Annotated in this window: 21 protein-coding genes and 1 riboswitch; of the genes, 12 read left to right on the forward strand and 9 right to left on the reverse strand. The window is 46.1% G+C overall.

Annotation, left to right across the window (positions count from 1 at the left end):
- Positions 1-57 precede the first annotated feature (57 nt).
- Positions 58-2,196, reverse strand: a complete 2,139-nt coding sequence (locus QUA70_RS09870) for an ATP-binding protein (RefSeq protein ID WP_333333570.1) — start codon at positions 2,194-2,196, stop codon at positions 58-60.
- A gap of 147 nt (positions 2,197-2,343) precedes the next feature.
- Complete coding sequence (locus QUA70_RS09875) at positions 2,344-2,688, reverse strand: slr1659 superfamily regulator (protein ID WP_333081406.1); 345 nt, start codon at positions 2,686-2,688, stop codon at positions 2,344-2,346.
- Positions 2,689-3,140: 452 nt separating this feature from the next.
- Here QUA70_RS09875 and cynS point away from each other — a divergent pair, with 452 nt between their 5' ends.
- From cynS to QUA70_RS09910, 7 genes are all read left to right on the forward strand, one after another.
- Entirely contained in the window at positions 3,141-3,584 is a 444-nt protein-coding gene (cynS, locus tag QUA70_RS09880; RefSeq protein WP_333333568.1) for a cyanase, read from the forward strand.
- A 227-nt stretch (positions 3,585-3,811) separates the two neighbouring features.
- A complete protein-coding gene (gene clpX, locus QUA70_RS09885; RefSeq protein ID WP_333333566.1) occupies positions 3,812-5,194 on the forward strand; it encodes an ATP-dependent protease ATP-binding subunit ClpX in 1,383 nt (460 codons plus the stop codon).
- Between the two features lie 127 nt (positions 5,195-5,321).
- A riboswitch (cobalamin riboswitch) is annotated at positions 5,322-5,468 on the forward strand.
- Between the two features lie 22 nt (positions 5,469-5,490).
- On the forward strand, positions 5,491-5,901 hold the full coding sequence (locus tag QUA70_RS09890; protein WP_333333565.1) for a DUF1636 domain-containing protein: 411 nt from the start codon (positions 5,491-5,493) through the stop codon (positions 5,899-5,901).
- A 195-nt stretch (positions 5,902-6,096) separates the two neighbouring features.
- Positions 6,097-7,131 carry a cobalamin biosynthesis protein CobW gene (gene cobW, locus QUA70_RS09895; RefSeq protein ID WP_333346629.1) on the forward strand — a complete coding sequence of 345 codons (1,035 nt, stop codon included), beginning with the start codon at positions 6,097-6,099 and terminating at the stop codon, positions 7,129-7,131.
- Between the two features lie 182 nt (positions 7,132-7,313).
- Positions 7,314-8,285: a GTP-binding protein gene (locus QUA70_RS09900; protein WP_333346632.1), complete on the forward strand. Its 972-nt coding sequence runs from the start codon at positions 7,314-7,316 to the stop codon at positions 8,283-8,285.
- The gene (locus QUA70_RS09905; protein WP_333346635.1) at positions 8,273-9,379 is read left to right on the forward strand and encodes a WD40 repeat domain-containing protein; all 1,107 of its coding nucleotides are present in this window, start codon (positions 8,273-8,275) and stop codon (positions 9,377-9,379) included. Before QUA70_RS09900 ends, QUA70_RS09905 begins: the two co-directional genes overlap by 13 nt.
- Before the next feature lie 125 nt (positions 9,380-9,504).
- On the forward strand, positions 9,505-10,185 hold the full coding sequence (locus QUA70_RS09910) for a CADD family putative folate metabolism protein (protein ID WP_333333556.1): 681 nt from the start codon (positions 9,505-9,507) through the stop codon (positions 10,183-10,185).
- Between the two features lie 206 nt (positions 10,186-10,391).
- Here the strand turns inward: QUA70_RS09910 and QUA70_RS09915 are convergent, their stop codons facing one another.
- Complete coding sequence (locus QUA70_RS09915) at positions 10,392-11,231, reverse strand: metal ABC transporter permease (RefSeq protein WP_333346638.1); 840 nt, start codon at positions 11,229-11,231, stop codon at positions 10,392-10,394.
- Positions 11,232-11,516: 285 nt separating this feature from the next.
- The gene (locus QUA70_RS09920; RefSeq protein ID WP_333333552.1) at positions 11,517-12,236 is read right to left on the reverse strand and encodes a metal ABC transporter ATP-binding protein; all 720 of its coding nucleotides are present in this window, start codon (positions 12,234-12,236) and stop codon (positions 11,517-11,519) included.
- 90 nt (positions 12,237-12,326) lie between these two features.
- On the opposite strand from QUA70_RS09920, the gene QUA70_RS09925 reads away from it, so the two are divergent.
- Entirely contained in the window at positions 12,327-13,403 is a 1,077-nt protein-coding gene (locus tag QUA70_RS09925) for a metal ABC transporter solute-binding protein, Zn/Mn family (RefSeq protein ID WP_333346641.1), read from the forward strand.
- Positions 13,404-13,519: 116 nt separating this feature from the next.
- On the opposite strand, the gene QUA70_RS09930 is transcribed toward QUA70_RS09925, so the two are convergent.
- A complete protein-coding gene (locus QUA70_RS09930; RefSeq protein WP_333285303.1) occupies positions 13,520-13,780 on the reverse strand; it encodes a DUF7219 family protein in 261 nt (86 codons plus the stop codon).
- Between the two features lie 289 nt (positions 13,781-14,069).
- Positions 14,070-14,237, reverse strand: a complete 168-nt coding sequence (locus tag QUA70_RS09935) for a metallothionein (protein ID WP_333346644.1) — start codon at positions 14,235-14,237, stop codon at positions 14,070-14,072.
- Between the two features lie 146 nt (positions 14,238-14,383).
- Between QUA70_RS09935 and QUA70_RS09940 the strand changes: the two genes are divergently transcribed.
- Positions 14,384-14,794: a metalloregulator ArsR/SmtB family transcription factor gene (locus QUA70_RS09940; protein WP_333346647.1), complete on the forward strand. Its 411-nt coding sequence runs from the start codon at positions 14,384-14,386 to the stop codon at positions 14,792-14,794.
- A gap of 172 nt (positions 14,795-14,966) precedes the next feature.
- On the opposite strand, the gene QUA70_RS09945 is transcribed toward QUA70_RS09940, so the two are convergent.
- Both QUA70_RS09945 and aroF read right to left on the reverse strand, forming a co-directional pair.
- Positions 14,967-15,164 (reverse strand): heavy-metal-associated domain-containing protein, encoded by a 198-nt coding sequence (locus tag QUA70_RS09945; protein WP_333174861.1) that lies wholly within the window; start codon positions 15,162-15,164, stop codon positions 14,967-14,969.
- Positions 15,165-15,465: 301 nt separating this feature from the next.
- Positions 15,466-16,326, reverse strand: a complete 861-nt coding sequence (aroF, locus tag QUA70_RS09950) for a 3-deoxy-7-phosphoheptulonate synthase (protein ID WP_333346650.1) — start codon at positions 16,324-16,326, stop codon at positions 15,466-15,468.
- A 583-nt stretch (positions 16,327-16,909) separates the two neighbouring features.
- Between aroF and QUA70_RS09955 the strand changes: the two genes are divergently transcribed.
- Genes QUA70_RS09955 through QUA70_RS09965 form a run of 3 tightly spaced genes read left to right on the forward strand, consistent with a single transcriptional unit; the run spans position 16,910 to position 17,793 of the window.
- Positions 16,910-17,125 carry a plasmid partition protein ParG gene (locus QUA70_RS09955; RefSeq protein WP_333346653.1) on the forward strand — a complete coding sequence of 72 codons (216 nt, stop codon included), beginning with the start codon at positions 16,910-16,912 and terminating at the stop codon, positions 17,123-17,125.
- Between the two features lie 55 nt (positions 17,126-17,180).
- Positions 17,181-17,396, forward strand: coding sequence for a hypothetical protein (locus QUA70_RS09960; protein WP_190693640.1), 216 nt, complete (start codon positions 17,181-17,183; stop codon positions 17,394-17,396).
- The gene (locus QUA70_RS09965) at positions 17,386-17,793 is read left to right on the forward strand and encodes a hypothetical protein (RefSeq protein WP_333333540.1); all 408 of its coding nucleotides are present in this window, start codon (positions 17,386-17,388) and stop codon (positions 17,791-17,793) included. The genes QUA70_RS09960 and QUA70_RS09965 overlap by 11 nt, the downstream gene beginning before the upstream one ends.
- Before the next feature lie 234 nt (positions 17,794-18,027).
- Here the strand turns inward: QUA70_RS09965 and QUA70_RS09970 are convergent, their stop codons facing one another.
- On the reverse strand, positions 18,028-18,792 hold the full coding sequence (locus tag QUA70_RS09970) for a sulfotransferase domain-containing protein (RefSeq protein ID WP_333333538.1): 765 nt from the start codon (positions 18,790-18,792) through the stop codon (positions 18,028-18,030).
- Positions 18,793-18,843 lie beyond the last annotated feature (51 nt).

Consider the following 18,843-nt stretch of genomic DNA (forward strand, 5'->3'; position numbering starts at 1 on the left):
AACCCCCACCCCTTAAATCCCTTAAATCCCCTACATTGCTAGTTGCCGAACTTGCTTTTAACTAATATCAACCTTTGTTTTTAAATGAACAGTAAAAGTAGAGCCAATTTCCAACTCACTCTCAACAGTGATATCGCCGCCCATCATCTGGCAAAACAAGCGGCTAATGGCCAATCCTAAACCGGTGCCACCGTACTTGCGAGTAGTCGAAGCGTCCCCTTGAATAAAAGGTTGAAACAAACCCTGCTGCTGTTCTGCCGACATTCCAATCCCCGTATCAGATACCTGCAAATAAACCCAATCGCTGCTGCCTGCTGGTTCGCGAGTCGCGCTCAACAGCACCGTTCCACCTTCGGTAAACTTCAGGGCATTCGAGAGCAAATTGAAGAGAATTTGCCGGACTTTAGTCAAATCTGCATACATCACTCCCAAATTTTCCGAGCAAGAAACTTGCAATTGATTGTGATTTTTTTCTACCAAAGGGTGCAAAGTTGCAACGACTTCTTCTATTAAATTACTGAGGTCAAATTTTTCTAAATAAAGCTCCATCCGTCCGGCTTCTATCTTAGAAAGGTCTAGAATATCGTTAATTAAAGTCAGCAAGTGTTTGCCGGCGTTATAAATTTTTTGGGTATCGGGAATGATGTCTTCGAGTCCCGATTCTCGTGCTTCTTCTTGTAGCATTTCGCTGTAACCGATAATCGCGTTGAGCGGCGTCCGCAGCTCGTGGCTCATATTGGCTAAAAAAGTGCTTTTAGCTCTCGAAGCTGCTTCAGCTTTGTGTAAGGCTTCTTGCAAGGCTATTTCGGCTCTTTTGCGCTCGGCAATTTCGATGCGGAGCAGTTTATTGGCGGTGGTGAGTTGAGTGGTGCGCTGATCGACGGTCATTTCTAGCTGCGCTTTGGCTTTGGAGAGTGCTTCCTGAGCCCGCTGGCGCTCAAATCCTTCGATCGCCAGCGCTACCAAATTTGCCAAAGAATCGGCGAAGGTGCGCTCCTCCAGAGCCCACTGGCGGGGCGCGCCGATATGTTCCAGAGAGAGGATGCCCACGATCTGACCGCCCAGCCTAATTGCTACATTTAATATGGATGAATTGGGCTTGCTGGCATTTGGCAGCACAGCGGAATGTTCGGCTAGCGAAGATGAGTGAGACAAATTTGTCTGTAGAGAGTTTTGAGTCTTTGTCGTAGGTTCTAAACCATTGTCCGATCGCAAATTTTCGCCCGGTGTGTCGCCTTCCACATCTAAAATTGATAAATTTAAATCGCTTGCCGATATGGACTCCCGGCTCAAATGATTCTCCTGGGTGCGATCGTACAAGTCGAGACAAACTAATTTGAGGTTGGGGACTTTAAACTTAGAATGATTAACCCCCTCGTTTTGCTCTCGGGGGGTGCCGTCTGTATCGAGTGGCTCTGTTTGGTTGTGGGCGATCACTCTCTCCGTAAAATTTAGCTGCTGATCGCTGGGGTAGCGAGTTCCAAATCTTCCATGGTTGTAAAGCCAGACGCTGACTTTTTCCACATCCAAAGTCCGGGCTGCAGCCTCGGTAATTTCGCGAATTCCCACATTCAGCGCACCGCTGTTGAGAGTCCTCTGCCTACCTAGCTGCAACAAAGCCAAACTCTGGCGGCGGAGCCGCTTTTCGCTTTCTTGGAGGGTTTGTTCTGCTTCCTTGCGCTGGGTGAGGTCGTACAAGGCGCACAATGCCGTCTGCTGCCCGTTAAACACCAGCGACTGAACCGAGATCATCGCCCAGAAAGCGGTGCCGTCTGATTTTTTGCAGTGAATTTCGTAGTTTTGGAGGTATCCGTCTTTAGCAAGTGCCTCAAGTACCTTTGGGCGATCGGCAGGGTTGAAGTAAAAGTCTGGAGTGCAGCAGCCGATCAATTTTTCTAGCGGTATGTTCAGGAGAGAAGCCAATTGAGCGTTCGCATACAGAATTAAGCCGTCACCGAGGCGAGAAACTAATATCGGCACAGGAGTTGCCGAGGCAATCGCCCGAAACTGCTCTTCGCTGGAACGCAGGGCCAACTCAGCTTTGCTCAGCAAGTGAGCTTCCATCGTATCTGAATGTTCGGTGGTAGTCTCCAGCAAAAGTTCTAGGTCAACCTTTTCGCGCTTCAAGTTTTCAAGTTCCGCACTCAGCCGTTGAACGTCGAAAAGTAGCTGTTCTGTCGATGGTTCTTCCTGCATAGCAATTGAAAATTGGTAATTTTTAGTCGGTTCTGAAGTTTTTTAGGGTTTTGTGCTAGTTTAACTATGACTTATTCCGATTAACTTCAGCCACCCTCATCCTGGTTCCCCCACTTAGCCGGGGATTCATCTTTACCTTTTTCGCTACTATTCCAATTCTAAGTGCAAGGAAGGCATCAGCCGCTGCAAGTTCTTCAGGGATTTTATCTGCCAGGGGATCTGTTTAGAACCTTTGATGGCGATTTGAATATTTTTTTGCTGGCGCACTTTGATCACAAATTTTGAGACAATATTAATTCCAGAACTATTTAAAAATTCTAGCTTTCGCAAGTCTAGAGTAACGGTGTTTGGGCAGGAGTCAGCCACTTCGTTGAGCAGATCGACGATCGGTTCGTATTCTTCCGCCTGGCTGAGTCGGAACGAGCCGCTACAGGTGACTGTTTGCGTAGCGCGATCGTACTGGATCGTGTAATCTTTGGTCTGAATCTCCATACTTTTGTCAGTTGTCGGTTTTGAGTGGTAAAGGGGCTGTGGCTGCGTGATCGAGGATTGAGCTTCAGGCTAGCACGCTCAAAATTCCGCCGTTTGCCCAATGCCGAATGCCTTGGCCTGTGTAACTTTTATTACATATACTGCCAACTGTACCATTGCCACAGGGCAGTTATGAGTTATTTTAGGATTTATCAGTTGTATCAATAGTGATACCAGTTGGAAAAAAGAATGCAACTGTTGACTAGCTCCAAACCCTGATAGTCATCAGTCATTGCCAACCTAACATCTCAAATCTCAAATCTCAAATTGTATGAGTTGTGGGTTGACGAGAGCAGCTTTTGCTGATAATCCGAGCTATCAATTCGATTTTTTTCTCCACTTGGTATTGACAAAATCCCCAAAACATGAGAGATATTTCACATCTGACACTGGAGTGAAGGGGAGAATATTTAATGGCAATTTCAGGAATTACAGAAAAGCTTTTGGCGGCTAAAAAAGCTAAGGGAATTAGTTTTGCAGATTTGGAAAAAGTTTTGGGGCGCGACGAAGTTTGGATTGCGGCGGTTATTTACCGTCAAGCTACCGCATCAGCAGATGAAGCCGAGAAAATTATCTCGGCTTTGGGACTAGATAGCGAGACGGCTGCGGTTCTCTGTGAACCTCCCTTAAAAGGCTCTTTGGAATCCTCGGTTCCGGTTGACCCCCTGATTTATCGTTTCTATGAAATTATGCAGGTTTACGGGATGCCACTCAAAGCAGTGATTAACGAAAAATTTGGTGACGGGATTATGAGCGCGATCGACTTTACTTTGGATGTCGAGAAAGAAGCAGACCCAAAAGGCGATCGAGTGAAAATAATTATGTCGGGAAAATTTTTGGGATACAAAAAATGGTAAGCCCGTGCCACTTTATTTTTAAGTGAAAATGAAAAATTCAAATTTGCTCGAATGACTCATGACTAATGACTAAAGCCTCAAAAGTGTTAACTTAGAAGCAGAGAGCGCGAAGCTTGACAGGCTTGGGTGTCCGATCGGGAAACCCTTCTAGGGCAAAGCTAAGGTCGCTCCCGCGGCAACTTCCCCAGTCAAAACAAGCAACCGCAACCGTAAATTAAGAGGCAAATATGTCAAAATATGACTCCCATCTCAGATGCTCCTTTTGCGGCAAGTCCCAGGAGTACGTCCGCAAGTTAATAGCTGGGCCCGGCGTCTACATTTGCGATGAATGCGTGGAACTGTGCAATGAAATTTTAGAGGAGGAGTTCTTTGACTCCAGTAAAACAATTGGTCAACAGATTCCCCAATCAGAGGTGCGAGAGTCTCAGGGACAAGGAACGCGGCGTCCGGGTCGATCGAACAAATCGAAAATCGTTTTAGCTCAAATTCCCAAACCGACAGACATTAAGCAGCATTTAGACAACCACGTCATCGGCCAGCATTCAGCAAAAAAAGTTCTTTCTGTAGCAGTTTACAACCACTACAAGCGCTTGAGCGTTGACCAAGCTAAAGATAACGACAAGTCTTCCCCTGACAGCGATGTAGAATTGCAAAAATCCAACATCCTGCTAGTTGGGCCGACAGGTTGTGGCAAAACTTTGTTAGCGCAAAGTTTGGCGCAAATGCTCGAAGTTCCGTTTGCGGTAGCCGATGCGACGACACTGACAGAAGCTGGATATGTCGGCGACGATGTAGAAAATATCTTGCTGCGGCTGTTGCAAATGTCCGATTTTGATGTTGAATCGGCGCAGCGGGGCATTATTTATATTGATGAAATTGACAAGATTGCTCGCAAAAGCGAAAACACTTCGATCACCAGGGATGTATCGGGAGAAGGAGTGCAGCAAGCGCTGCTAAAAATGTTGGAAGGAACAGTGGTTAATGTTCCCCCGCAAGGCGGTCGCAAACATCCTTACCAAGATTTTATTCAAGTTGACACTAGCAAAATTCTATTTATTTGTGGCGGTGCTTTTGTCGGTTTGGAAAAAATAGTTGAACAGCGTTTGGGTAAAAAATCCTTGGGCTTTATTCAGCCAACAGAAAGCGACAGCAACTCAACTTTGCCGGCGAAGGATAAGCGGGCCGCTGATATTTTGCAGCAGGTACAGCCCGACGATTTAGTCAAGTTTGGTTTGATTCCTGAGTTTGTGGGGCGGATACCGGTGGTGACGGTGATTTCGCCGCTGGATGAAGCAGCTTTGATGCAGATATTGACCGAGCCCCGAAATGCGCTGGTGAAGCAGTATCAAAAGCTGTTGAAGATGGACAGCGTGGAATTGGAATTCCAGCCGGAAGCGCTACGGGCGATAGCCCAGGAAGCCTATCGTCGCAAAACTGGCGCCAGAGCTCTCCGCAGCATTTTAGAAGAGTTAATGCTCGATGTCATGTACGAGTTGCCTTCTCGCAAGGATGTGGCTAACTGTATGATTACTCCTGAAATGGTCGAGAAGCGATCGACTGCGGAATTGCTGTGGCATCCCGCTTGGCACAAACAGCACGAAACTGCATAATTTGTAATCTGTAGGGTGCTTGTGGCGCACCCTACAAACTACTAGACAAGCCCCCAGATTTATCCCTGGGGTGGCTTTCTCCAATCTAAAATCTAAAATCTAAAATCGATTGGCGGCAAGTGCGGTATGATGTGATTTCGCGATCGGTTCTAGCGGGGAGCAGCCGTTAGAGGAAACGGGGAAAGTTCGGTGCAAGTCCGGCGCTGTCCCGCAACTGTAATGAAACCCTTGTGGTTTCTCAAGTCAGAATGCCCGCCGATATCTAACTCACTTTTGAACGCATCTGCGAGGTACGGATGATGGATGGAATTAATGCGGCTGTACGCACAAAGCACAGTCTATTTGTTTGCACTGCTTGCGCTAGTGTTTGGAAAAACGGCAAGCGCGAAGGTAAAAGCGGCGGTCAACAATTCATGGAAAATTTGTCGCAACTCGCTAAAGATTGGGAGTTTTCTGATAAGTTTGAGATTCAAGAGGTTGAGTGCATGAGTGCTTGCAGTCACTCTTGTGCGGTGTCTTTTGCTGCTGTTGGAAAGTACACTTATCTGTTTGGCGATTTACCTGCAAATGAGTCGGAAAGTATCGAGGCTGTACTCGAATGCGCGGGTCAATACTATGCTAAATCGGACGGTTTGTTGCCTTGGTCTGAGCGTCCTCAAGCTCTGAAAAAAGGCGTTTTAGCAAAGATTCCACCACTACCAAATTAGATAGGTTTGTAGTAAGGATTTTATTTTTTTCCTTTCCTTCTAGTTCCCAGGCTCTGCCAGGTGACGCATACCCAGAGGCTCTGCCTCGTATTAAAAGCGCTCCTTTATTCCAGCGAGGCAGAGCCTCTAGATTAGCATTCCCAGGCAGAGCCTGGGAACGAGATATCCCATCACCCAATAAGCACAAAATTATCAATGCACAAAATTCCTGTTACTGTCATCACTGGTTTTCTCGGTAGTGGCAAAACTACCTTAATTCGCCACTTATTGCAAAATAATGAAGGTCGCCGCATTGCTGTTCTGGTGAACGAATTTGGCGAAATTGGAATTGACGGAGAACTGCTGCGCGATTGCCAAGTTTGCGACGAAGAAGAAAATGTCAGCAGCAATATTGTTGAATTAACAAATGGTTGTCTTTGCTGCACTGTTCAAGAGGAATTCTTGCCGACTATGCAGGAATTGTTGAAGCGCAGAGAACAAATTGATTGTATTTTAATTGAGACTTCGGGCCTCGCACTTCCTAAACCTTTGATTCAAGCTTTTCGCTGGCCGGAAATTCGCACTGGTGCTACAGTGGATGGTGTTGTTGCTGTTGTCGATTGCGAAGCTATTGCTAGCGGTACTTTTGTCGGTGATATGGATGCTTTGATGGCACAGCGACAGGCTGATGATAGTTTAGATCACGAAACTCCGATCGAGGAATTGTTTGAAGATCAGTTAGCCTGTGCCGATATGGTACTTTTAACGAAGGTCGATCGCGTAGATGCGGAAACTCACCAGAAAGTCCAAAGCTGGTTGCAGCAAGAGTTGCGTCCGAGTGTGAAAATTGTGCCCTGCAAAGGGGGCGAAATTAACCCCGATGTGCTAATGGGATTTAATGCGGCCGTTGAGGATGATTTGGAGTCACGTCCGAGTCACCATGACACTGAGGAGGAACACGAACATGATGATGATATTAACTCGACTTTCTTTATTGCCGATCGCGAATTTGAACCTGAAGCATTGGTAAAAAAACTGCAATCCTTGATGCAGCAGGAGGAAATTTATCGGATTAAAGGGTTTGTGGCGGTTCCGAAGAAACCGATGAGGATGGTGTTGCAAGGTGTGGGCTCGCGCCTAGAATATTTTTACGATCGCCCTTGGCAACCTTCCGAACTCCGCCAAACCAAATTAGTGCTGATCGGTCGAGAGTTAGAGCGCGATCGAATTGCAGCTATGATTAACAATTAATAGTCATCTGAGAGGGACGGGTTGATCGATATTTTGAATTGCAGCAAATATTATTGGTAAAACTCGCCCCTACAAGCTCTCACGAACAATTTATTAACATTATTTAATATTGTGACCAGTGCCACCAAGTCTGGTGTAGAATAACGATAATGGTTATCATTGTACACTAATCGAGGTCAAGTATGGTGAGTGCTGGGGCGATCGAATCAGTTCCTGTTACCGTTCTCACGGGCTATCTAGGTGCAGGCAAAACTACGCTGCTGAACCGTATTTTAACAGAGGAACACGGCAAAAAAGTTGCAGTCATCGTCAACGAATTTGGCGAAGTAGGCATCGACAACCAACTGATAATTGATGCCGACGAAGAAATTTTCGAGATGAACAACGGCTGCATTTGCTGTACAGTCCGAGGCGATTTAATTCGGATTATCGGCAACTTAATGAAGCGGCGAGACAAATTTGACCACATAGTCATCGAAACCACAGGTTTAGCCGACCCTGCACCCGTAATTCAGACATTTTTTGTAGACGAAGATATGCGGGACACATTACTGCTAGATGCAGTTGTCACGGTAGTTGATGCCAAGCACATCTGGCAGCACTGGGACGCAGACGAAGCTCAAGAACAAATTGCATTCGCTGATGTAGTTTTGCTCAACAAAACTGATTTAGTGAGTGAGGAAGAATTGGCAGAATTAGAAAAGCGAATTCGCGCCATGAATGCAATGGCCAAAATTCACCGCACCCGCAACGCTGAATTACAAATGGATGCTTTGTTGGGCGTCAAAGCATTTGATTTGAACCGGGCATTAGAAATAGAACCAGACTTTTTGGGCGAACACACTCACGAACACGACGACACAGTAACTTCCGTAGCCATAGTAGAATCCGGTGCGATTGACGGCAACAAATTTAGCGATTGGATCGGCGAATTGTTGCGAACTCAAGGCACGAATATCTTTCGGAGCAAAGGCATTTTGAATATGGCCGGAGAAAACAACAGATTTGTTTTTCAAGGAGTGCATATGCTGTTCGATGGCAGACCGGATCGACCTTGGAAAGCTACAGAAACTCCAAAAAACGAGCTTGTATTCATCGGTCGCGACTTAAACGAAAATCAATTGAAAGAGGGTTTCCGTCGGTGTCTAGTTTAAAAGAAACGGGAAAAAAAAAGAGCGGCAGCCGCGAACTAACCCTGCAATTTCACGCTAAAGAAATGCTGTCTGACTACGTAACTGCTGTTACTTGGTCGCCGGATGGCACAACTTTAGCAGTCTGTTCCGCTGCGGGCGAAGTGATGCTGGCGAAAGTAGGGGCAGTTAATGAATTGTCCTTGCAACCGCTACAAACTGCCACGGGTAAATCAGCCGATTGCTTGTCTTTTTCCTCCGACAGTCAATTCCTAGCTGCTGGCGGACAAGATGGAAAAGTGCGAATTTGGCGCGTTAATTCTGGGGAATTGATTGCTGATTTGGATAACCAGCGCGTCTGGGTTGATAAGTTAGCTTGGAGTCCCAACTGCAATCAGTTAGCTTTCAGTATGGGTCGCTACGTTCAAGTATGGAATGTTGAGGATAATGTTGTTGAAGTAACGCTGAATTTCGACTCATCATCTATCTTAGATTTAGCATGGCATCCTATGGTTCAATATCTGGCAGTTAGCGGCTATAAAGGTGTCAAAGTTTGGCATGGCGAAGACTGGGACGAAGACCCGGAAATTTTATCAGTACCCTCTGCAACCGGTGCAATTGCTTGGTCGCCACAAGGGGAATATTTAGCTTGTGGCAATATGGACAATACTCTCATTGTTAATGAATGGGGCAATTTTGAACCCTGGGTAATGCAGGGTTTTCCGGGGAAAGTTCGGCAGTTAGCTTGGTCGGGTAAAACTAATTCTTTGGGTGCACCTTTGTTAGCTGCTTCGAGTTCTCAAGGCATTTCTGTCTGGGAAAGAGACGCTGATGAAAGTGTCGGTTGGGAAGGTTGGGCGTTGGAAGTGCATGAAAAAGTGGTAAATGCGATCGCCTTTCAACCTAGCACATTTTTATTAGCTTCCGCATCCGCAGACGGTCAAGTTTGTTTGTGGTACGAAGCAGAACAATTGCTGCAAATTCTAGAAGGTGCAGAGGGCGGTGTTTCCTGTCTCGCATGGCATCCCGATGGCCAGTTTCTCGTGGCCGGCGGTAGTGGTGGCGAATTGCTGGTTTGGTCAAAGTCTATGCGCGGCAAAGGGTTCGGGCGGCGCTAAGTTCGCATAACGGGCGATCGCACCAGTTTGACTAAAACATAAAAATTGAAAACTTGGTCTTGACAAAATGCTAGATTACAATACCATTTTAGTGGCTGAACTATCCTCAAAGGCGATCGACAATTATGACCCAACAGCAATTTCTCGAACAACTCAACAATATTCTAGACCAAAACCACCTGCTGAAACACCCGTTCTACCAAATGTGGAACGAAGGTAAACTCGACCTCGCAATGCTGCAAGAGTACGCACAAGAATACTACCTGCAAGTCCACAACTTCCCCACCTACGTCAGCGCTACGCACGCCGCCTGTGACGACATCAAAATTCGTCAAATGCTCCTCGAAAACCTGATAGAAGAAGAGAGAGGCGCTGCTAATCACCCCGAACTGTGGCTGCGCTTTGCCGAAGGTTTGGGTTTAGACAGAAACGCAGTTCTCGATCGCGAACACTTAGAAAAAACCACCGAATCCGTCCGCCTTCTCAAAGACTTGGCCCGCAGCGAATCCCCCGTCAAAGGTTTAGCAGCCCTTTACGCTTACGAAGCGCAAATCCCCGAAGTTTCTACAACCAAAATCGCTGGTTTGAAGGAATTTTACGGCATCGATTCCGAGGCTGCTTTGTCTTTCTTTAAAGTCCACGAAAAAGCCGACGAGTTCCACTCGGAAGCTACCCGCGAAGCGCTGTTAGAACTTTGCCAAACTGAAGAAGCAAAACAGGAAGCGCTGTTAGCCACCGAGAAAGCAACTTTTGCTATCAACTTACTGCTTGACGGCGTTTACGAAGCTTATTGTCAAGCTAAGTAAGCTGTACTGCATTTAAATTGCCTATATGGGGCGGGCTAGAAGCCCACCCCACAAGAGTCTAATTATTTTTTTAGATGCAATTTAAATGCTGATTAGCTTAACTCTAAAAAACGCATAATTTGTAGGGCGCGTTAGCCTAGTGATTGGGGCGATCGCCAACAATCTCACAACAAAACCCGCCCCTTCCTCACTAACCATTTCGGTACTCATTCTCCTCTCTTTCTTGTCAAAATGCCTTGACTGGGACTGAACAATAAAGCTAGTAAAAATAACCCAAAAACAACTAATACAATTGCCGCACCCGATGGCATATTCAAATAATAGCTGAGATACATACCAGTCACGCTAGCTATAATCCCAATAATTGCTCCTAATCCCATCATTAAATGTAGCTCTTTTACCAATAAATACGCCGTTATACCCGGCCCGATTAATAGCGAAATTACTAACAGCGCCCCCACAGTTTGCAAACTCGCAACAATCGTCAGCGTAATCGCCGAAATCATCCCCAAATAAATCCAGTTTACAGGCAAACCGCACGCTTGCGCTCCCTGCGGGTCAAAAGTATAAAATAGCAGTTCTTTATAAAACATTTTAACGGTCGCCAAAATAATCAAAGTTATGACAAAAGTCTGCTGCACGTCAGCAGGTGCAACTGACAAGATATTCCCGAATAAAAAACCGTCTAAGTCTAATTTTGTGGTTCGCAACAAGCTAATCAACGTCACGCTAATTGCTAAAAATGTAGATAAAATTAATGCCATAACTGCATCAATCTTTAGGCGTGATTGTGATTGAATCCACGCCATAATTACGGCGCTGATAATTCCCGATATAAACGCGCCGATAGAAATATTGAAACCTAAAGAAAAAGCCACCGGCAATCCTGCTAATACTGAATGGGCAATCATGTCAACCATCATTCCCATTTGCTGTACAATTAAGTAGGAGCCAACAACGGCGCAGAGAATTCCTAGCAAAACGCCCACAGCGATCGCATTTCGCATGAACTCGAATTGTAGTGGCTCAATTAGTAGGTTTAACATTGAATTACGTCAATAATAGGATTTTTTCAACTACAATAGATCTCTGCAAAAATCCTTTTCATCAATTGATGGGACGGGCCAGATGTCTATCCCACAAGAGTTATTTTTTCTTTTGGGATGGGCCGGAGAGCCCGTCCTAATTATTTTTGCAAGAGGTCTAATCAATTGCACAGGTGGGATGCCCGTGCCACTATCAATTGCACAGGCGGGATGCCCGTGCCACTATCAATTGCACAGGCGGGAGGCCCGTGCCACTATCAATTTTAAAGATAAATCTTTTTTTGCTTACGCCGAAACTAAACTTAAATCGTATCCATAGGCTTTTTGAATATTGGCTGCTGTGAGCACTTCCCGGCAGGTACCAGTTGCAATTAACTGCTTATTTAGCAATAATAAATTGTCGTACTGTTTTAAAGTTTCGCCTAAATCGTGGCTGATTACTAGCAATGTTTTATTTTCTGCTTTTAGTTCGGCAAAAATATCGAAAATAATTTCTTCGGTTGCTTTGTCGATCGCGTTAAAAGGCTCGTCGAAGAAGAATAAATCGGCTTGTTGGGCGATCGACCTTGCTAAAAAAATCCGCTGCTGCTGTCCGCCAGACAGTTCGCCAATTTGCCGATCGCGCAAATCCCACATTCCTACCCGCAGCAAAGCAGCTTTGACCAATTCTTGGGACTGCTTCGAGGGACTGCGAAACCAGCCTGTCTGAACGGTTCGCGCCATCATCACCGCATTCCACACCGTAATCGGATAATCCCAGTCAATTTGCGATCGCTGCGGCACATAAGCCACCCGCGACAACTGTTCCTTCAGCAGTCGCCCCTGATATTTCACCAAACCCCGACAGGTGGGTATCAATCCCAGCATCGCTTTCACCATCGTGCTTTTCCCCGCGCCGTTGGGGCCGAACACGCCAGTTAATTGCCCCGATTCTAAATGGAAATTCACGCTGTTGAGGGCCGAAATTCCGCGATAATTGACAGCCAAGTCTTGCACTTCTAGCATAATTAGAGATTTTGAGAACGATTCTTGTTCGTAGCTACTAGAATAGGATAACTCGAAAAAGCAATAACGATTATCGTTCCAAAGGTGAAAATGTTAAAGAACTTGGCGGGAAAAACCCGCAGATTGTGGGGTACGGCTGTTTTGGCAATAGGCTGCGGAGTGGTTGCGTGCAGTGGAGGACAGAACGCCAGCAATCGGGCGCCAGAGAGTCCCGCCGCCACTCAAACTCCAGCCAGCCCCGCCGCCAACTTGCCAAAAGTCGTGGCCACGACTGGCGTTATCTGCGACATAACTAAAGAAATTGCTCAAAGTTCGATCGACACCACCTGTCTGATCAAGCCGGGAGACGACCCCCACGCCTATCAAACCAAGCCGGAAGACCGCAAAGCGATTGAAACGGGCAATTTGATTTTATACGGCGGCTACAACCACGAACCCAGCATCATTAAGTTAATTCAATCCAGCAGTAATTCCGCGCCCAAAATCGCCGTACACGAACTCGCAGTTCCCAAACCGCTGATAGGCGAACACGAGCACGAACATGGTGAAGAGAAAGCGGAAAACCAACCCCATGCAGAAGGCGAAAAAGTCCCTGACCCTCACGTTTGGCATAACCCTCAAAATGGCATCCGTATGGTAGAAACAATTCGGGATGAATTGATCAAAGTTTCTCCGGCCAATGCTCAACTTTTTACAAAAAATGCAGCAAGCTTAACAGATGAGTTGCAAAAAATAGATACTTGGATAAAAGCTCAAATTGCGACTATTCCACCAGAAAAACGCAAGTTAGTAACAACTCACGATGCTCTGAGTTACTATGCGGATGCTTACGGTTTGGAGAATGCTGGAGCTTTGCAGGGTGTGACAACAGAGGAACAGCCCACTGCAGCAAGAATTGCCGAATTGTCCTCACAAATTAAGACCGCAGGAGTGCCGACAATTTTTGCCGAAACTACAACTAATCCGAAGTTGATGGAGACTGTGGCGAGGGAGGCAAATGTCAAAATTTCCGACAAGGAACTTTACAGCGACGAGTTGGGTGGCCCCGGCACTGGTGCTGATACATATCAGGGAATGCTGAAAACTAATACTTGCGCGATTATTTCTGGCCTCGGCGGCAATTGTACTGCCTTTGCAGGAGAAACTGCACCAACTCCTAAACCATAGACTGTCTAAAGTTCGCCTACTACCAAGCACCTTACATTTGCTGGGTACGAAGCAAAATGCAGCACTCGCAATCGCAGGGGTTTTCGATTGCAAACGCTGCATTTGCTGCGAGGACTTTAAGGTGAATTTTGCTCCTCGGTACTGGGGGGTTTTTGGCCAATTCCCAATTGCTTCTTAGAGGATTTTAAGTCTTTCCAAAGCGCTTTAATATCTTTATAGGCTTTCTCAGCGCTAATTTTTCCCCCAGTTTCCAGCGAGCAAATATAAGTGATTTTTTGAGCAAACTCCTGCAAGTTGGCATTAAACGCCAAGTTTTCTGGCGTGAAATCACCGTAGTAGCGATTGCGAGGATGTAAAAAATCTTCCCGCTCTTTCATTGCCCCCTCCTAATTAAACTTTTGGTATTCAACTTTTGGTTCGGTCTCTGCTGTTAATAGCACTATTTGTACTCAGTATCGCGCCCCTAACTTGCTTCTATTGTATTGCGTAAGTAGCAGTTGTGCTTTTTCGCTCTGTATTTAGTCTATTAATGCAGTCTTAACCTTACATTAGCTTTATCTTAACTTTTCTTTAACCTAACAACACAAAAATAGGGAGATGCGAACAGCGCATCTCCCTTTAGATAGATTGTAGAGTGGTTGATTAACCTTTTCTGAAGGCGAATATTTATTTGTGGCACTCGCAGCCGGTGTGGCCGCAGCCGCTGCCGTTGGGGTGGCCGTCAGCGCAAGCACTGGAACAGTATTGTTTGCCGTCTTTTTCTATGGGGGAACTGAGGCTGACAACACACGAGCATGAAGGACAGGCACATTTTGTTTGGGTGGCAGTAGTCATTTTACATTCTCCTGGTGGGGTTGTTTGTCTATACTTATATCTGAACACATATTCAGATATAAGTCAAGGGAATGTAAAAGTTTTGTAACAAAAGGTTGGCCGATCGCACTAAAATGAAAATGAGAATTAAAACTAGCCGGGAAAAGATGTCACCAAACTCTGCTGTTAACGGAGCGATAAGTCAGACTCACCAAGAAAACGATACACCAACGTGCGATCGCCCGCACCGAGTTGACAGTTTGCGGGCCGGCGACATCCAAACACAAGTTCTCAACACCGCAAAAGCCCAGCGGATGGCAGAGTTTTTCAGTCTTTTGGGAGATGCAAACCGGCTGCGGCTGGTGTCAGTTTTGGCAAAACAAGAACTGTGCGTGTGTGACTTGGCGGCGGCTTTGAGCATGAGCGAATCAGCAGTATCGCACCAGTTGCGGGCATTGCGGGCGATGCGGTTGGTAAGTTACCGCAAGGTTGGGAGACAAGTTTTTTATAGTTTACTCGATCGCCACGTTTTGGAACTTTACCAAGCAGTCGCCGAACACTTAGACGAAGCAGATTAAGCTTTTGGGCGTGGGGCGGGTTGACTAATATCGTTCGCCTCGAAGATATTGGTGAAACCGCCCTCTCTTGGTCTAAACCTTCATAACCGGGTTTTTTGCCGTATCTACAGGCTGTAACCAAGTATTCTCGCCTATCAAACCCGGTTTCTGGCGGAGGGCTGTAAACTCAATATCAATCTTCGACGGTGTGACCCGTAGCAACAACCGCCTGTGAAATTGACTCTTCAGAAGCTTGAGCTTCAACTGTAACAGTCTTAGCTGCGACATCCACATTGACAGTAGCACCGGAGTCAACAGTTTTGATGGCTTTGGTAATTGTATCAGCGCAGCCGGAGCAGACGATCGAGGGAACGTTAAGTAGTATTGCCATAATTAAGCAAGATTTCGTAGATGACAGTATTATTTTTTATTTTAATCTAAATTCGTGAAACACGCGCTTTCGCCGATTTCGGCAGGGGTTTAAACCCCTGCCTCAAAGCTCAAGTCGCTTAAAAATTACTGTAGAGTTTGACGTTAAAAGTTATACATTTAGAACTAATGGCAACTGGCAGATTAAACACAGGTATGTAGTTGCGCTTCAGCGCTCTTAGCTTAGGAAAGAGCGCTGAAGCGCAACTACGTACCTAACAGTTAACGCCTAGTTGTGACAGTTGGCATTAGTCCTAACAATATCACTTCAAACTTAATACCTCTGAAGGCACATTAATATATGGTATGCACCGCCCAACTGCGGTGGCTACAGGGCGCAAACTCGCAACTAAATCTACCATATCTGCCAAAGAAAGAGCTTGCCGCGCGTCAGAAACCGATTTTTCCGGTTGCGGGTGACACTCAATAATTAATCCGTCTGCACCGCAAGCAACCGCTGCTTTGGCTAGTGGTGCGACTAATTCTCGCTTGCCGACGGCGTGAGAAGGGTCTACAATTACTGGCAAATGAGTTAACTGTTTTAGCGCTACGACTGCACCTAAATCTAATACGTTTCGGGTGTAATTGTCGAAGCTGCGGATGCCTCTTTCGCAGAGAACTACATGAGGATTTCCGTGGCTGAGAATGTATTCGGCGGCCATGACAAATTCTTCGATTGTGGCTGACAACCCGCGTTTTAGCAGGACTGGTTTTCCGGCTTGACCGATCGCCTTTAGTAACTCGAAGTTTTGCATATTGCGACTACCTATTTGCAGCATATCAGCATAGGTGACAACTGGCTCGATTTGGGCGATCGACATTACCTCTGTCACCACGGGTAAACCGTAACGGCGGCTGACATCTGCTAAAATTTCGAGTCCCTCAATTCCCATCCCTTGGAAAGCATAGGGAGAAGTGCGAGGTTTGTAGACTCCGCCTCGCAAAGCTTGCACGGAGGCGGCGGATAGTTGGTGGGCGACTGTTTCCATTTGTTGGGAACTTTCGACGGTACAGGGGCCGCCGATGATTAATAATTCTTGGCCGCCGACTGAGACTGTTTCTGAGAGTTTGACAATTGTTTGGTGTTCGGGATGAGATTTGGTTACGAGTTTGGCTTCTAACATGAGGGTATTTTCCTGGAAATTTAAGTGGGTGGTTGACAACAAAAAACCCGGCACTTTTAGGAGTTCCGGGTTGGTGCGAAAAGACAGCGCGACAATTTACCCAGAACTTTGGTTGGGCCAAAAATAAAAGCTGTTGTACCAGTTACTGAATAATGTCATTGCTGTTTTCGCTTGTACTCGATTGGTTGTTGGGAAAAGAAGTAGAAAAAACAAAACCGCAGGTGTTAATCTGCGGTTCGCCCGGATGTTCACAGTGAATTGCAAATTCACTCCGGGCGAACTTGGCTGTACCAAAAATAAAAATAGCTGTTGGCTGTGAACATAGGTGAAGTGCTGCGATTTGTGGGTTAAACACAATACTATTCGATAAGCTAGCACAGACTGGTAGGAATGTCAAGCATTTTTTTGCAAAATGTATGGAAAGGGCAATGGCGTTTAAGTCGGCGCGGTTGTCGTTTTTTGGCTATGTCTGTTATTATATCGATATAGGGACAAGCCGACAAGTCCTTATATCGACAAGCGACTCTATCCGATCGCACGCCTGTGTGTCAGGCTAGACACATAGACAAATCGATATAGCGATATGGAAACTGTGACTACAACTAAAACTGTGTCCGTAAAAATCTATCTACCTGAAGAGACAAGAGCCAAGTTCAAAGCATCTTGCGCCATGCGTAGCCTCAGCATGAATGAGGTTCTGTTGGAGTACATCGAAACTTGGTTACAGGAAAACGAACCCGTTTTAGAGCCAAAACCCCAGCGCGTCAAGACGATCGCCAAAACTGAGGAAACAGACTGATGACCGATCGACTATATCGAATAAACGGCATCCTCGAACAAACCGCGAGGGACAAATGCTGAGAGATTCAGACAACCCAGAGAAATCTTGGGAGGATTTAGAAGCCGAACTGCTTCCTCAACGTCCTTTTTATGCCCCCGGCGAGACTGAAATTGAAAAAGACCTTTATGCTAAGCGACGATGTGCTCAGCAAAAAATGAAGGCTGAAAAACGCCCCGATATTGCAGGCCGCTCTTATTACTACTGCACGGAGACAAATAATGATGACTAACTCGAATTACCGACTGCTACCTGCCAGAGATGAGTATGTCCAAGTGTCTATCTATCTCAATCGGGTGCATTTGGACGGATATACGCCCGATCGCGCGATCGCACAATTGATCGAAATGGGTTATGCTCCTACTTTGCAATATCAGTGGAATCCCAAACGAAATGAGTTTGATTTATTTGCTCTGATTCACGATCGCCCCATCGCCGATTCACTGATGGATAAAGAGGCTTGTGATGCTCTCTGGGCTGCTTTTAATCAATCTTCGCTTTACGTGATTGGTTGCGAGGCGGCGCAAAATTCTAACTGGCTAGCGGCACGCAGCTTTAATGATCCGCGCCGTCACGCTACACCGGAGGAAATCGAGCCTCTGGAAGCAAATGCTACTGCCGTTGCTTAATATTTTAGTCCTGAGCCCAACTGGCACAAAAAAGGTTTTTATACCAATTTAATGTGAAGTTGCACATATCTCGATCCCCCTAAATCCCCCTGATTGTTGGGGGACTTTGATCGGAATCTTGTCCCCCCTTAGTAGGGGCGGTGCCCCCGTGCCCGCCCTTGGCTAGGGGCGATCGGATTCTATGCAACCTCATAAAAAATTGGTATTAGGCGATTGTTGACACGAATGACATTATTAGTCCCAGGCGAAGTCTCGATCGCACAATTCGGCTAATCTCTGATTGTGCGATCGAAAATATGCTCTCAATTGGTCGTATACTGTCTCGCTGATGGGGGGATATTCGCTGGCGTTGAGCTTGCCGTAGCTTTTTAGTTGGTGAGGCGGTAAGCCTAAAAATTCGAGGACTGTGTTGCAGATTTTTGCTGGGTTGCTATACAAGTCTTCGCTTTTGATGATTGAAATTTGTGATTTGGGAAAAAGTTTCATCCAGGCTGGGAGTTGATCTGCGTAAATACCGCGGGCTAGATAGCTGTGGTGTTGGTGTTCGTAACTATAGTATTTGGGGTTGGCTAGGAGTTTTTCCATTTCGCCTTTGAGTCTTTCGGGCTCGGCGGCGATCGCCTCTTCTAATGAGAGAGATTCGTATTTTATTCTGATATAATGATAGTAGTGGGAAATTGCGCGATCGACGGGGTTTCTCAGCAGGGCGATGATTTTAACTTTGGGACATAAATCATAAATTCGCTGGGGAACGTGGGGGTGAAATATGTAGTAAGGACTGGCTTCTCCGGTGATTTTTTTGGGGCCGTTTTTGGGCAGGGGAAATTGAGCATAGTACCAGTCTGGGCTTTTGTCGAAGTTTAAGTCAAAATAATGTACTTCTTTTTCGGTGGCATGGGCGATTTGGGGATGTTGGGTGAGATAGGCATAAAGCGATGTTGTTCCGCCTTTTTGGGCGCCGATGATGATGAAGTCTGGGGGTTTGGGAGTTTGTTTCATGGGTTGTAGGTTTTATATTTTGCAGTTGTACTGACAGTGCCCCGAAGGGTA

Source organism: Microcoleus sp. LAD1_D5, assembly GCF_036702115.1.
In the GTDB taxonomy this organism is placed as follows: domain Bacteria; phylum Cyanobacteriota; class Cyanobacteriia; order Cyanobacteriales; family Microcoleaceae; genus Microcoleus.